The sequence below is a fragment of the Pseudarthrobacter sp. NBSH8 genome, from assembly GCF_014217545.1.
Lineage (GTDB): Bacteria > Actinomycetota > Actinomycetes > Actinomycetales > Micrococcaceae > Arthrobacter.
The window spans coordinates 945384-959524 of sequence record NZ_CP043178.1 but is presented as its reverse complement, the minus strand read 5'-3'; the positions used below and the strand labels follow the sequence as shown (position 1 = coordinate 959524).

Below are 14141 nucleotides of genomic sequence, written 5' to 3'. Positions count from 1 at the left end.
CATGTCCGACATGCGCGTCCAAGACGAGTGGCACCGGCTTCCCTCCACAGTTACGCAGTGGCTGATGGATAACCCCGGCTGCGCGATCCTTCCGCGGACCTTGTCCGCAGAGATCAGTGCGGCCACGGACCAGCCCCTCAACGAGGAACCCCACGGCGAAACCCACCTCAGCCAGCAGGATGTAGATTTCATCAGGATGAAAGCACGCGAGGCCGAGACCGGGAAGGCGGACCCCGGTTACACGTTCTTCGACTCCGTGCAACCATAGGCCCCGGCTGAGCCACTGCTGACGGCGCCGTTGCCGTCGAGCCTCGCCGCCAGCGGCCGCCGTCGTAAATTACGACGGCGGCCGCTGGCCAAAGCGCCAATCTCCCCTACCGTCCCGGGGCCCGGTAGGACGGGGTCTTCTTTGCTGCCTCGTCGATGTCCTCCACCGTCAGGAGCGGCTTCAGGCGGACGTTGACGTTCCCCGTCGAATTGATGAGCAGCGACAGTGCTGCGGCACTGGCATCGTCCGGCGCCTCAAAAACGCCGAGGACGTCGTAGTAGCCAAAGGCGTAGTAGAAGCTTTCCAGCGTTCCCCCTACGGAGCTGAGGGCCTCCTTCAAAGCCTCGCGCCGCTTGGTGCCGCCTTCCTGCATGAGCCCCTTGATTCCCTGGCCCACGTACGTCGCTTCAAACAGATACTTCGGCATGGTCTTTCCTTCCCTGGATCCCTGTCCCGGTATTCCGCGGCCATCCGGAAGGCATCCGCGGACCCCGGGTACGTTTGATACAGGATGACGTCCGCACAGAATCCTCCTCACCTGGCTCCATGGCCGTGCAGGAGCGGCCCAGATCCGGCCCCTTATCCCGTGGAAACGGGGTGAATGACCCCGCTACCGCCGACGCTATTCCTCGGGTTCCAGGCCGTCAATACACGGGGATACCTCTCCGGGCCCGAACCTCGTCCCTGGCATCGGCGAGAGAACAGCATCGGAGCGTTCCACCTGCGGAGCGCACGTTGCTGGGAAGCTTGTGGCTATCGGCTGACTAGCCGCCACAGGGACGTGACCTCGGCCGTGCGCGCCTCGAACAGAGGATCGTCGCGGTCCGATGCCTTCGGGTGCGTTGGCCGGGTGTCGAGCCGTTCCACCACCTTCAGCCCGGCCGCCTCGATGGCGGCCAGCAGATCCTCACGCGTCCGCAGGCCAAGGTGCTCGGCCAGGTCGGAAAGGACTAGCCAGCCCTCACCGCCCGGCTCCAGATGGTCGGAGAGTTCGTTCAGGAAGCGGAGTCGCCGCTGGCCACCCAACCCTTGGCACCGGAGTTCGGGCCGTACATCTTCAGCAACGCCGTGGACACCGGGCTGGCGATCAGCGCGCCGCCACCGAAGCCCATGATGGCCATGCCGGTGGCCAGGCCCGGGCGGTCAGGGAACCACTTGATCAGGGTGGACACCGGCGAGATGTAGCCGATGCCCAGGCCGATGCCGCCGATGAAGCCGTAGCCAAGGTAGACCAACCACAACTGGCCGCTGAAGATACCGAGCGAACCGATCAGGAAGCCGCTGGCCCAGAAAATGGCCGAAGTGAACATAGCCTTGCGCGGGCCGTTCGTGTCCACCCAAGTGCCCATGATCGCGGCCGAGAGGCCCAGCATCACAATGGCGATGGAGAAGATCACGCCGATTTCAGTCAGGCTGGCTCCGAAATGCTTGACCAGCGAACGGTAGGGACTTCACGATGAGCGGCGGGCCTCGGCGTCCTTCCGGTTCTGCTCCACGAAACCGGGCTTCGGGAAGCCGACCGATTCGGGGGCACCGGGAAGGGTCTCGCCGCGGAGCGTGGCCTGCGCGGTCTCCCGCATGCAGAGGACGCTCACCAGGCCGATCACGCCGGCAATCGCCATGTACCAGCCGGGCACCAGCTGGTTCCCGGTGGTTTCAATCAGCTGGTTCGCTATGGTCTGGGACGGGCCGGCAAAGAACGCCGTGGAGAAGTTGTAGGCGATGGCGAAGCCGGTGTAGCGCACGGCCGTGGGGAACAGCGCGGGCAGCGTGGAGGACACCGAAGCCACCAGGATCACCAGCAGGAGCCCCAGCACCGCCAGGCCCAGGAACTGCAGGGCCACGCTGGGCAGGCCCAGCAGCATGACCGCCGGGACGGACAGCAGCGTGTACCCGGCAGCGGCCACCAGCAGCAGCGGCTTGCGGCCGAACCGGTCAGAGAGCGCACCCACCGGCGGGATGGCCACAAGCATCATGCCCATGATGGCCACAAGCATCCAGTTTCCCTGCGCCGTGCTGTGCCCCAGTTGGCCGCTCAGGTACGTGGGCATGTACCCCAGGATCAGGTAGAACGCCACGTTCAGCAGGACAACGAATCCTGCCAGGACCAGCAGCTGGCGCCAGTTGTGCTTGAACGCGTGCCGCAGCGGCGAGCGCATGGTCTCCCGGTGCCCGGACGCCTCGGAGAACACCGGTGCCTCCACCAGCCGGGTCCGGATCCAGAGGGCGGTGAGTCCCAGCGGGATGGTCAGCAGGAACGGCACGCGCCACCAGCCGTCCTCCATGCCTTGGTCCCCCACCACGGCAACCAGCGAGGTGCACACGATGGCCGCCAGGATGAACCCCACGGTGGTGCCGAACTCCAGAAACGAGCCCAGGAAGCCGCGGCGCCGGTCCGGCGCGGACTCGGCCATGTAAACGGCAGCGCCGCCGTATTCGCCGCCGGCCGAGAAGCCCTGCACCAGGCGGCAGATCAGCAGCAGCACGGGGGCGAGCAAGCCTACGGTGTCCAGCGTGGGCAGCAGGCCGATGGCGCCGGTGGCCATCGTCATCAGGGTCACGGTGAGGACCATGACCTTCTGCCGGCCCACCCGGTCACCCAGCGGCCCCAGGATCAGGCCGCCCAGAGGCCGGACCAGGAAGGACAGCGCCAGGGTGGCGAGGGTCAGCGTGACGCCCAGGCCGCCGTCGCCCTCCACCGAACCGAAGAAGTTCGTGGCCATGTAGATGGTCAGGTAGCCGTAGACGCCGTAATCGAACCACTCCACGGCGTTGCCCAGGGCCGAGCCCAGGATGGAGCGGCGCAGCGAACGTTTGCCCTCTTCCGTGCAGGGCTCGGCACCTGGTGCATTGAGTGGTTCCGGGTGCTTGTTGGAAACAGGCTGGGGACTGGTCATCATTGGTTCGTCCTTGAAGGTGGTAGTTTTCGCTTGCATGACGGCGGCCTCAGCCGCGGGGCACGGCCATGTATTTGGTTTCGAGGAACTCCTCGATGCCCACGCGCCCGCCTTCACGACCCAGGCCCGAAGCCTTGATCCCGCCGAACGGTGCTGCCGGGTTGGAGACAATTCCGGTGTTCAAGCCAACCATGCCCACCTCGAGGGCGTCACCCATACGGAAACCGCGGTCCACATCCTGCGTGAACAGGTAGCCCACCAGGCCCCACGGGGTGTCGTTGGCCAGCCGGATGACTTCCTCTTCGGTGTCGAACGCCACCACGGGGGCTACCGGGCCGAATATCTCCTGGCTCATCAGGTCCGACTCTGCGCTGACACCGGAGAGGACCGTGGGGGTGTAGAAGTACCCGGGGCGGTCCGGGCGGGACCCGCCGCAGACCACGGTTGCGCCCTTGGCCACCGCATCGTCCACGAGCTCCTGGACCTTGGTCAGCGCCTTTTCCTCCACAAGGGGTCCGACGTCGGTCCCTTCTTCGGCGCCGTCGCCCACCTGCAGTGCGCTGAGGCGGGCCGCCAGCCGGCGGGCGAATTCGTCGGCGATGGGTCGCTGGACAAAGAGCCGGTTGGCAGCCGTGCAGGCCTCCCCCATGTTGCGCATCTTGGCCGCCACGGCGCCTTCCACGGCACGGTCCAGGTCCGCGTCCTCGAACACGATGAACGGCGCGTTGCCGCCCAGCTCCATGGAGGAGCGCATGACGTGCTCGGCAGCCTGCTTCAGCAGCCGGACACCCACCTCGGTGGAGCCGGTGAAGCTGACCTTGCGGGCAATGCCGCTGGACATCCATGGGGACACGACGTCGGAGGCCTTGGTGGTGCAGACAACGTTCAAAACGCCCTTGGGCAGGCCGGCCTCGATGAGGATGTCCACGAGCGCAAGCGAGGACAGCGGGGTCAGGTTGGCCGGTTTGAACACCATGGTGCAGCCTGCCGCGATCGCGGGGCCGATCTTCCGGGTGCCCATGGCCAGCGGGAAGTTCCACGGGGTCACCAGCACGCACGGTCCCACCGGCTGCTTGGAGACCAGGATGCGGTTCTTGCCGTCGCCGGTGGTGGTGACGTCGCCGCCGATCCGGACGGCTTCCTCGGAGAACCAGCGGAAGAACTCTGCGGCGTAGGCCACTTCGCCCTTGGCCTCAGCGAAGGGCTTGCCCATCTCGGAGGTCATGATGAGGGCCAGTTCATCCTGGCGGGCCATGATCAGGTCGTAGGCGCGGCGGAGGATCTCGCTGCGTTCCCGCGGCGCGGTCCTGGCCCATCCTTCCTGGACGCGGCCGGCGGTTTCGATCGCCCGGAGGGCGTCCTCCGGGCCGCCGTCCGCCACGGTGGCGAGGACTTCCTCTGTGGCGGGGTTGATGACGTCGAACCTGGCGCCGGAGGCGGCTTCGGTCCATTCGCCGTCGATGAAGAGGCCGGTGCTGACCTTGGCGATGGCGTCCAGGGCGCACTGCGAGATGCCGGCGGTCCGGGTGGTCTGGGTTGTCATGTCGGGGATCCTTTTCGTTGAAGAGGGGGCAAAGTGTGGGTCAGTCTGCACGGCGGCCAGACTCGTTCCGGAGTTGTTTCTCCCGGGTCCAGGAGTCTCCCGGGTCCAGGAGCTGGGCGATATGCTTCCCGGGCCGTTCGGCGTCGATCTGCTTGACCTGCATGGCGCAGGAGAAGCCATCGGTGAGCACCACGGATTCGGTTCCGGTGGTGCGCAGCGCCGGTATCAGGGACTGCTCGGCAACCTTCATGCTAATGCCGTAGTGCTCCTTCTCGAACCCGAAGTTCCCGGCCACGCCGCAGCAGCCGGTGGCGTCCACCACGTCCCCGACGCCCATGGCGGCCAGTGCGCCGCGCTGGGTTTTGGCACCGAACACGGAGTATTCGTGGCAGTGCGTCTGCAGCACCACCTGTTCCGGAAGCGGCGTTTCAGGGGCGGGCGTCCAGCCCGTAGCGGCCAGTTCACCCACGTGCTGGGCGAAGCTGCGGACCCTCGCCGCTACCCGGCGCGCCTGGTCCGTGTGGACCAGTTCGGGCAGGTCCTTCCGCAGCGCGGCGGCGCAGCTGGGCTCCACTACCACGATGGGACGGTCCGTGCCGTCGTCCAGGACTTCGGCGGCATGGGCCATCAGTTTCTTGGCCGTGTCCAGCTGCCCGGTGGAGATCCACGTCAGCCCGCAGCACGCGTCCGCCGAGCATTCCGTGGGCTCCCCTGTGCCGGCCAGCACGCGGGCCGCGGCACCGGCCACCTCGGGCCGGAAGCCCTTGGTGAAGGTATCCACAAAGAGGACGACGCCGGCTGCCGCAGTGCCGACGGTACCGTCACCGTCCGGGCGCGTACCGCCGTCGTACTTCCGTTCCGGCACCATCTGCCCGGGTGACTTCCGCCCGGGCATCTTGACGCCGGCCGCGGCGACCTCCTTGCGCCATTCACTACTGCCGGCGAACCGGGGCAGGTCGCGGTGCGTGGTCAGACCGCCCAGCACGGCGGCCAGTTTGCCCAGCGGCGTAGCCAGTACGGCGTTGACCAGCGGTGCCACGTGGCCGGTAATCTTCAGCCAGCGCGGCAGCCAGCCCAGGGAGAAGTGCGAGAGCGGGCGCAGCCGGCCCTCGTAGTAGTGGGAGAAGAACTCGGATTTGTAGGTGGCCATGTCCACGCCTGTGGGGCAGTCGCTGGAGCAGGCCTTGCAGGACAGGCACAGGTCAAGTGCCTCCCGGACCTCCTCGGACTTCCAGCCCTCCTCCACCGTGCGGGCGCCGCGGACCATGTCCTGCAGCACGCGGGACCGGCCGCGGGTGGAGTCCTTCTCGTCGCCGGTGGCCCGGTAGCTGGGGCACATCACCCCGCCGGAATCGGTCCGGCACCGGCCCACGCCGATGCACGCCTGCACGGCGTGGACCCAGGGATCCAGGCCGCTGCCGGCTGAACCGGCCAGGTTGTCCGTCTCTGTGGCGGAGCCGCCGCCGGCGTGCAGCGGCCGCAGGTCAAAGCTGGTGCGCCACTCGCGCTGCGGCACGCCGTCCAGCGCCAGGTTCTCATCCAAGGGATCAGGATCGGTGAGGGACCCCGGGTTCAGGATGGCCGCGGGATCCCACAGCTTGCGGAAATCCGAGAATGCCGCCAGCATCCGTGCTGAATACATCAGGGGAAGCAACTGCGAGCGGGCCCTGCCGTCGCCGTGCTCGCCGGAGAGCGAGCCCCCGTGGCGGACCACCAGCTTCGCCGCCTCGGCGGAGAACCGGCGGAACACCTCGCGGCCTTCCTCGGTGCGCAGGTCGTAGGTGATGCGGATGTGCATGCAGCCGGCGCCAAAGTGCCCGTACATGACCCCCTGCAGCCCGAAGCTGTCCAGCAGTCCCCGGAAATCGGCCAGGTAGTCAGCCAGGTTCTCCGGTGCGACGGCCGAATCTTCCCAGCCCGGCCAGGACTCGCCGCCGGTGGACAGGCGGGATGAAAGCCCGGCACCGTCCTCGCGGACCCGCCACAGCGAGGCGCGTTCCACGGCGTCCGGAACCGGGCGGCCCGCCACCAGGCGGCCGTTGTCCCGGAGCCGGGCCAGCAGCCTTTCAGCTTCGGCCCGCACCTGGGCCGGGTCATCGCCGTCGAGGTCCACATACAGCCAGGCCTTGCCGTCCGGCAGGCCCAGCACGGCGTCCGCGCCGCGCCGGAAGCGCATGGTATCCACGATGGCCTCGTCGATGCCTTCCACTGCGGCCGGCGAAAATTCCAGGATGGTGGTGATATCCCGGGCTGCGTCCACCACGTCCTCGTAGCCAAGGCAGACCAGCAGGGCGCTGGCCGGCTTGGGGACGAGTTTCATCCGCGCCCCGGTGACTATGACGCAGGTCCCTTCGGACCCCACCAGGGCGCGGGCCACATTGAAACCCTTTTCCGGCAGCAGGTTGTCCAGGTGGTAACCCGAAACCTGCCGCTGGATCCGGCCCAGCTCAACACGGAACTCGGCCAGGTTGGTGTGGGCCAGTTCCTTGAGTGATTCGGTGAGCGCGGCGGCTTTGGCTGCCGCCGCGCTGTCTGCAGGATAGGTGGCACGCAGCCCGGTGGCCGTGGCCGTGAGCCGGGCGCCGCCGGACGTAACGACGTCGATCTCCACGACGTGGTCCGACGTGCGGCCATAACGCACGGAGTGGTTGCCGCATGCGTCATTGCCGATGGAACCGCCTACGGTGGCGCGGTTCTTGGACGATGGGTCCGGAGCGAAGGTGCAGCGGTTGGCCGTGGCCTGCTCCACCTCGCGGGAGAGCACCGCCAGCACCACCCCGGGATCAACCGAGACGGTTCCGGCAGCCTCGTCGATGCCATGGATCCGGTTCATGTGGCGTGAAAAGTCCAGCACCACGCCGGGGCCGATCGCGTTGCCGGCCATGGACGTGCCCCCGCCGCGGCTGATCAGCGGGGTGCCGGTCTCCCTGCACGCCGCCAGCGTTCCCACCACGTCCTCCACGGACCGCGGAAACACGACGGCCAGCGGCTGCACGCGGTAGTTGGAGGCATCGTAGGAATACTCGGCCAGCCGGCGCGGCGAAGCGTCCGCGTCGATTCCGGCCGCGGTCAGCCGCTGCAGGATCCGTTGCGGGGCCAGGTCAGGCCCTGCGGAGGACGCGACGGCGCCTGCGGCGTGGTCCGCGGCGTCGGGCAGGGAGGAAACAGTCATCGCGCGGCTCAGGCTCCGGCGGTGGCGGGGACGGCACCGACTACGGCGCCGACGGCGGCTTCGAAGCGCTCCAGGCCGGTGGCGATCTCCTCGGCAGTGACAACCAGCGCCGGGATGAGGCGGACCACGTTGCCGGCAGGGCCGCAGGTCAGGGTCAGCAGGCCGTGGTCTGTGGTGGCCTGCTGGATTGCGGCGGCCGTAGCGGAGTCCGGCCTGCCGTCCTCGCCGGTGAATTCGATGCCCTGCATGAGGCCGCGGCCGCGGACGTCGCCGATAACCGGGAAGCGCTGCTGGATCTCCTTGAGACCGGCCTGGAGCTGCTCACCGCGGATGCGCGAGTTCTCCACCAGGCCTTCCTCCTTGACCACTTCGAGGGTGGCGACGCCGGCCGCAGCGGAGACTGCGTTGCCGCCGTAGGTGCCGCCCTGGGAACCGGGCCAGGCCTTGGACATGGTTTCGGTGGAGGCGGCGATGGCGGAAATCGGGAAGCCGGAGGCGATGCCCTTGGCGGTGACAATGATGTCCGGGGTGGCGGCGGAGTACTGGTGGCCCCAGAACTTTCCGGTGCGGCCCACGCCGGCCTGGACCTCATCGAAGATCAGCTGGATGCCGTACTTGTCCGCCCGCTCGCGCAGGCCCTCCATGAAAGCCGGCGGGGTGGGCAGGTAGCCGCCGTCGCCCAAGGCGGGCTCGATCAGGAACGCCGCGGTGTCATTCGGGGCAACGCGGGTCTGCAGCAGGTAGTCCAGTTCCTGGAGGGCGAACTCGACGGCGAGCGCCTCGTCCCAGCCGTAGCGGTAGGCGTACGGGAAGGCGGACATGTGGACGCCGGACATCAGCGGCGAGAACCCGGCGGAGAACTTAGTGCCGGCCGTGGTGAGGGATGCCGCCGCAACGGTGCGGCCGTGGAAGCCGCCCTGGAAGACCACGATGTTGGGGCGTGCGGTGGCCATGCGGGCCAGGCGGATTGCCGCCTCCACTGCCTCGGAACCGGAGTTGGCGTAGAAGACAGAATCCAGGCCGGCCGGCAGGACCTCACCGAGCTTGTCGGTCAGTTCCAGCAGCGGCTTGTGCATCACGGTGGTGTACTGGGCGTGGATGATCTTGCCCACCTGCTCGCGGGCTGCGGCCACCACTTTCGGGTGGCAGTGGCCGGTGCTGGTCACGCCGATGCCGGTGGTGAAGTCCAGGTAGTCTTTTCCATCGGTCCCGTGGATCCAGCTGCCAAGGGCATGATCCACGATGATGGGGGTTGCTTGCTTGAGTGCGGGGCTGAGGGAGGTCATGCATTCCATGATGCATGTCACATCTGTTTATTGTCAACAATCCTAATATCGCGTACGGTTGTGGCGTGAGTAACACTAATAATCAAAGCCGGCCCCTGGCGGGCTCGGCTGAAGCACCCGGCTCAACGATGCCCCGGGTGGTGGTACTGGTAGCCGAAGGGCAGCCTCGCCCCTACAACCTCGCCGCCCTTGATGCACTGGCCCACGTTGTCCTCACGGATTCAGCCGGCCTCGCCGAGGCGTCACGCAGGGCAGACATCCTGTTCCTTTGGGACTTCTTCTCGTCGGCACTCAGGGAGGCCTGGCCGCACGCCGATTCCCTCAAATGGGTGCACGTGGCGGCCGCCGGCGTGGACGCGATGATGTTCGAGGAACTGCGTTCCTCGGAGGTGGTGGTGACGAATGCGCATGGCACATTTGACCGGCCGATCGCGGAATTCGTCCTGGCCTCCATTTTGGCGCACGACAAGCAGCTGCACCGCAGCAAGGCGCTGCAGCAGCAAGGCATCTGGGAGCACCGCGAAGTCACCCGAACCGAGGGCTCGCGGGCCCTGGTGGTGGGTACCGGCGGGATCGGCCGGGCCACGGCCCGGCTGCTCCGCGCGGTAGGCCTTGAGGTCCGCGGCGTGGGCCGCACGGCCCGCGACGACGATCCGGACTTCGGCGCCATCCTCGCCAGTGAGGACCTGGCGGCGCATGCGGGATGGGCGGACCATGTGGTGCTCATTGCGCCGCTGACGGACCAGACCAGGAACATGCTGGACCGCGAAGTCCTCGCCGCCATGAAGCCGTCGGCGCACCTCATCAATGTGGGCCGCGGCGCCCTGGTGGATGAGCCAGCCTTGATCGAGGCGCTCCGGAGCGGCCAGATCGCGGCCGCGTCCCTGGATGTCTTCACCGAAGAACCCGTCCCCGCTTCCCATCCCTTCTGGAGCATGGACAACGTCCACATGTCCGCCCACATGTGCGGCGATGTGATCGGCTGGCGCGACGCACTGGCGCGCCAGTTCCAGGCCAACCTCGAACGCTGGACCGCCGGCGAACAGCTCAACAATGTAGTGGACAAGCAGCGCGGCTACGTCAGCCGCCACTAGCCCTGCACCGGACCCGATCCGCGGCGTTGCGGCCGGGTTTGTGTGATCCATGCCACATGGCGTAAATTGTAAACAATCTACTAATTACCGGAGGTGTCTCTGTGCTGTTCAGCCAAGAGGAATACGATGCCCGGCTCGCCGGGGTCCGCTTGCGCATGGCCAGGCAAGGGTTGTCTGCCCTGCTGGTCACTGATCCTGCCAACATCTACTACCTGACCGGCTACAACGCCTGGTCGTTTTACACCCCGCAGCTGGTTTTCGTTCCGGCTGACGGCCCCATGCTGCTGTTCAGCCGGGCCATGGACGCAGGCGGTGCAACCCGCACCAGCTGGCTGCCCGCGGACTACGTCGTCGGATACCCGGAGCAGTACGTCCACCGTCCCCACGTCCATCCCTTCGACTGGGTGGCGTCCGCCCTGCGCGAGCGCCACTTGATTGCGCCGGCGGCCAAGGGATGCGTGGGACTGGAAATGGACTCACACTTCTTCTCCCCCAAGGCCTACCGTTCGTTGGTGAACGCGATTCCCGAATGGACCCTCGTGGACAGCTTCGAGCTGGTCAACTGGGTGCGGTCCGTCAAGTCCCACGCCGAGATCCAGCTGATGCGCGGCGCAGCGCAGGTGTGCATGGCGGCCATGGAAGCCGCAGTGGAGACAATCGACGTCGGCGTCCGCCAGTGCGACGCCGCGGCAGCCATCAGCAAAGCCCAGATCCAGGGCGCCAACGGCATCGGCGGGGACTACCCCGCCATCGTGCCGATGCTGCCCACCGGCGAGGCGGCAGACACCCCGCACCTGACCTGGAGCGAAGACCGCTTCGAAGCCGGCCAGGCCGTCGTGATCGAACTTGCCGGCGCGCATCACCGGTACCACACTCCGCTGGCGCGCACCCTGACGCTCGGCAAGAGGCCGGAGCGGCTCGCAAAGCTGGCCGACGCCGTCGCCGACGGCCTCAACGCCGTGCTGACCGAGGTGCAGCCCGGCGTCCCCGTCCGTGAACTGGCCCGTGCCTGGAACTGGACGCTGGCCAAGCACGGCCTGGAAAAGCCGTCCCGCATCGGCTACTCGATCGGTATCGGCTACCCGCCGGACTGGGGCGAGCGCACCATCTCCATCCGCTCCGAGGAAGAATCCGTCCTCCAGGAGAACATGACCTTCCACGTCATCGGCGGCATGTGGATGGACAACTACGGCTACGAACTCTCCGAATCCATCCGCGTCACCGCCGACGGGGTGGAAACTTTCACCAGCTACCCCCGCGAACTTATCCAGAAAGGCGTCTAGGCCATGACCGCAAACCACGTTGCCACCCGCTCCCAGGCCGCTTTGCCGCTGGCAGACCGCGCAGCCAGCCTTGTAGGCTCCGTCATCGACTCCAGCACTTCCCTGCTGGCAGCCCAGACCCACGACATTGTCCGTTTCGCCATGGGCTCCCCCGCGGACGAAGCAGTTCCGCTGGCCGAATTCCGGGACATCGCGGACAAGGTCATCGACCACAGCTCCATGACCTACGGTGCCACCGAAGGCGAGCCCGTGCTCCTGAAGGCGCTGGTGGACTACCTGGCCGGAACCTCGGATCCCACCACCGAAGAACGCGTCACCATCACCGCCGGCGGCATGCAGGGCCTGGACCTGGCCTGCAAGATCTTCATCAACCCGGGCGACCTGGTGATCGTTGAAAGCCCCACCTACACCAACGGCAGCGCCACGGCTCTGAGCTACGGCGCCGAACTGCTCGAGGCGCCCATGGACGAGAACGGCCTCATCGTCGAAGCCCTCCCGGACCTGGTGGCCGCCGCCGGCCGTACGCCCAAGGCCATCTACACCATCCCCAACTTCCAGAACCCGTCCGGCGTCACCCTCTCGCTGCCCCGCCGCCTCCAGCTGCTGGAACTGGCCCACGAGTGGAACGCCGTGATCATCGACGACGACCCGTACGGCCTGCTCCGCTTCCAGGGCGAGGACTTGCCCTCCTTCCAGGCGCTGAGCCCCGGCGATCCGCTGCTCTTCTCGGTCCGCACGTTCTCCAAGATCCTGGCCCCGGGCCTGCGCGTGGGCTGGGTGGACACCGATCCTGCACTGCGCCAGCTCGTCATCAACGCCAAACAGGCCATGGACACCTGCACCAACGTGCCCAACCAGCACATCGTGGCCGAGTTCATCCGCCGCGGCGGCCTGGACAGCCACCTCGCCGGCCTGCGCACGGAGTACAAGCGCCGCAAGGATGCGATGCAGGAAAGCCTCCGCCGCCACCTCGGCGACCGCGTCACCACCACCGATCCCGAGGGCGGCTTCTTCCTGTGGCTCACCCTGCAGGGAGAGGATGCACGGATCTCCACCCGGAAGCTCTTCGAAACGGCACTGGCAGAAGGTGTGGCGTTCATCCCCGGACCGGCGCTGTCCGCCAGCGGAAAGTTCGACGACGCCGTCCGCCTCTGCTTCGCGTCCACCACTCCCGAACGGGCCGAGGAGGGCATCATCCGCCTTGCCAGGGCCATGGACCGCGAGCTTGCAGCGCTCAAGGCTGGAGCGGGGGCGTGAACTCCGCCTTCCAGCAGCAGGCAGGTCCCCGGCGAGACGTGCAACAGGCCGGGATCCAGGGCGCGGAGCATCAACTCCTCGAGGAAAGAGTCCTGGGCCTGATCAGCGAGGCGGATCTGGTGGCGCTCACCACCGCCCTGGTGGCCGCCGGCGGCGAGAATCCCGGCGGAACCGAGGAAGCCACCGTGCAGGTCCTGGCAGAATTCAGCCGGACCGCCGGCCTGGACGTCTTCACTGAAACGGTAACTGAGGGACGGCCGAACTTCACGGCCGTCCTGCCCGGCGGCGGCCGGCCCGGCATGCTGTTCCTGGGCCACTCGGATGTGGTCCCGGCCGGAACCGGCTGGGAGCGGCCGCCGTTTGAACCGTTCGTGCGCGACGGCAGGCTGTTCGGCCGCGGCTCCACGGATATGAAAGGCGGCCTGGCCGCCGTCCTCATTGCCCTCAAGGCGCTCAAGGATGCCGGCGCAGACCTGCCGTTCAATGCGGCACTGGCATGCACCGTGGACGAGGAGGATCTGGGCGTCGGCATCCGGGCCTACACGGCCTCCGCCGCAGCGGACGAGTCCTTTAACTACTCGGCCTGCGTCGTGGCCGAACCCACCGATCTGGAAACCGTGATCGGTTGCCGTGGAGACAGCTACATCGAGTTGAAGGTCACCGGCAAGTCGGCCCACTCAGGCCGGCCCGCCGATGGCCGCAACGCCATTGACGCCGCTGCCAGAATCCTGGAACTGGTCCGCAACGACCACGCCCTGCTGCAGAGGGAACAGGACCCGCTCCTGGGCGCCGGCACGTGGAACATCGGTCTCATTCAGGGGGGCACCGGGACCTCGATGGTGGCCGCGGAATGCACCGTTTCGCTGGACCGCCGACTCATGCCCGACGACGACACACAGCAGATCCTGGACCGCCTCCTGGCGCAGGTCCGCGAAGCAGGGATCGACACGGACGGCATCTCGGTCTCGGCTGAAGTCACCATGGAGATGCCCGGCTTCCGGACCCCGGATGACCACCCGCTGATCTCCACCTCCGTTGCCGCCCTGGCGGATGCCGGAGTGGACAGCGCCATCACCGGCTGGACCGCTGCCTGCGACGGCGGCTTCGTGGTCCGCGACCTTGGCGTGCCGGCGATCGTGATGGGCCCGGGCGGACTCAACGACCAGGCCCACCAGGTCAACGAATCCGTCAGCGTCGCCGAGATCGTGGCAGCTGCCCGCGCGTACGCCCTGCTGTGCCTCCGGCACGGCGCCGGCTGACCTGCTGACAGCGCTTTAACTAAGCGAGGGGCTGGCTGCACATCGTGCAGCCAGCCCCTTTTCTTAGACTTACCGTATGGGT

General features: G+C 67.3%; 11 protein-coding genes and 1 pseudogene. 5 read left to right on the top strand and 7 right to left on the bottom strand.

Annotation, left to right across the window (positions count from 1 at the left end):
- Positions 1–10 precede the first annotated feature (10 nt).
- The gene (locus tag FYJ92_RS04445; protein WP_227007632.1) at positions 11–268 is read left to right on the top strand and encodes a hypothetical protein; all 258 of its coding nucleotides are present in this window, start codon (positions 11–13) and stop codon (positions 266–268) included.
- Between the two features lie 106 nt (positions 269–374).
- On the opposite strand, the gene FYJ92_RS04440 is transcribed toward FYJ92_RS04445, so the two are convergent.
- The 7 genes and pseudogenes from FYJ92_RS04440 to FYJ92_RS04410 all read right to left on the bottom strand — a co-directional run bounded on the left by FYJ92_RS04440 (position 375) and on the right by FYJ92_RS04410 (position 9166).
- Entirely contained in the window at positions 375–695 is a 321-nt protein-coding gene (locus FYJ92_RS04440) for a GYD domain-containing protein (protein ID WP_185262776.1), read from the bottom strand.
- A 326-nt stretch (positions 696–1021) separates the two neighbouring features.
- Entirely contained in the window at positions 1022–1294 is a 273-nt protein-coding gene (locus FYJ92_RS04435; RefSeq protein ID WP_255482304.1) for a hypothetical protein, read from the bottom strand.
- A pseudogene (locus FYJ92_RS04430) lies at positions 1273–1707 on the bottom strand (MFS transporter); the annotation flags it as partial. The pseudogene FYJ92_RS04430 and the gene FYJ92_RS04435, both read right to left, overlap by 22 nt.
- Before the next feature lie 12 nt (positions 1708–1719).
- Complete coding sequence (locus FYJ92_RS04425; protein ID WP_255482303.1) at positions 1720–3204, bottom strand: MFS transporter; 1485 nt, start codon at positions 3202–3204, stop codon at positions 1720–1722.
- A gap of 10 nt (positions 3205–3214) precedes the next feature.
- Positions 3215–4708 (bottom strand): NAD-dependent succinate-semialdehyde dehydrogenase, encoded by a 1494-nt coding sequence (locus FYJ92_RS04420; RefSeq protein ID WP_185262775.1) that lies wholly within the window; start codon positions 4706–4708, stop codon positions 3215–3217.
- Between the two features lie 40 nt (positions 4709–4748).
- Positions 4749–7880: an FAD-binding and (Fe-S)-binding domain-containing protein gene (locus tag FYJ92_RS04415; protein WP_185262774.1), complete on the bottom strand. Its 3132-nt coding sequence runs from the start codon at positions 7878–7880 to the stop codon at positions 4749–4751.
- Positions 7881–7888: 8 nt separating this feature from the next.
- Entirely contained in the window at positions 7889–9166 is a 1278-nt protein-coding gene (locus tag FYJ92_RS04410; RefSeq protein WP_185262773.1) for an aspartate aminotransferase family protein, read from the bottom strand.
- A gap of 128 nt (positions 9167–9294) precedes the next feature.
- Here FYJ92_RS04410 and FYJ92_RS04405 point away from each other — a divergent pair, with 128 nt between their 5' ends.
- The 4 genes from FYJ92_RS04405 (at position 9295) to FYJ92_RS04390 (ending at position 14059) form a co-directional block, all read left to right on the top strand.
- Positions 9295–10260 (top strand): D-2-hydroxyacid dehydrogenase, encoded by a 966-nt coding sequence (locus FYJ92_RS04405; RefSeq protein ID WP_185263664.1) that lies wholly within the window; start codon positions 9295–9297, stop codon positions 10258–10260.
- A 101-nt stretch (positions 10261–10361) separates the two neighbouring features.
- Entirely contained in the window at positions 10362–11543 is a 1182-nt protein-coding gene (locus tag FYJ92_RS04400; RefSeq protein ID WP_185262772.1) for a M24 family metallopeptidase, read from the top strand.
- A 3-nt stretch (positions 11544–11546) separates the two neighbouring features.
- Positions 11547–12800 carry a PLP-dependent aminotransferase family protein gene (locus FYJ92_RS04395; protein WP_185262771.1) on the top strand — a complete coding sequence of 418 codons (1254 nt, stop codon included), beginning with the start codon at positions 11547–11549 and terminating at the stop codon, positions 12798–12800.
- Entirely contained in the window at positions 12797–14059 is a 1263-nt protein-coding gene (locus FYJ92_RS04390) for a M20 family metallopeptidase (RefSeq protein ID WP_370526139.1), read from the top strand. The genes FYJ92_RS04395 and FYJ92_RS04390 overlap by 4 nt, the downstream gene beginning before the upstream one ends.
- The last annotated feature ends 82 nt before the right edge of the window (positions 14060–14141 follow it).

What these genes read in the sequence shown, in the direction of transcription:
- FYJ92_RS04445 (WP_227007632.1), top strand. Translation starts at nt 11, where the DNA reads ATGCGCGTCCAAGACGAGTGGCACCGGCTTCCCTCCACAGTTACGCAG.
- FYJ92_RS04440 (WP_185262776.1), bottom strand. Translation starts at nt 695, where the DNA reads ATGCCGAAGTATCTGTTTGAAGCGACGTACGTGGGCCAGGGAATCAAG.
- FYJ92_RS04425 (WP_255482303.1), bottom strand. Translation starts at nt 3,204, where the DNA reads ATGCAAGCGAAAACTACCACCTTCAAGGACGAACCAATGATGACCAGT.
- FYJ92_RS04420 (WP_185262775.1), bottom strand. Translation starts at nt 4,708, where the DNA reads ATGACAACCCAGACCACCCGGACCGCCGGCATCTCGCAGTGCGCCCTG.
- FYJ92_RS04415 (WP_185262774.1), bottom strand. Translation starts at nt 7,880, where the DNA reads ATGACTGTTTCCTCCCTGCCCGACGCCGCGGACCACGCCGCAGGCGCC.
- FYJ92_RS04410 (WP_185262773.1), bottom strand. Translation starts at nt 9,166, where the DNA reads ATGACCTCCCTCAGCCCCGCACTCAAGCAAGCAACCCCCATCATCGTG.
- FYJ92_RS04405 (WP_185263664.1), top strand. Translation starts at nt 9,295, where the DNA reads ATGCCCCGGGTGGTGGTACTGGTAGCCGAAGGGCAGCCTCGCCCCTAC.
- FYJ92_RS04395 (WP_185262771.1), top strand. Translation starts at nt 11,547, where the DNA reads ATGACCGCAAACCACGTTGCCACCCGCTCCCAGGCCGCTTTGCCGCTG.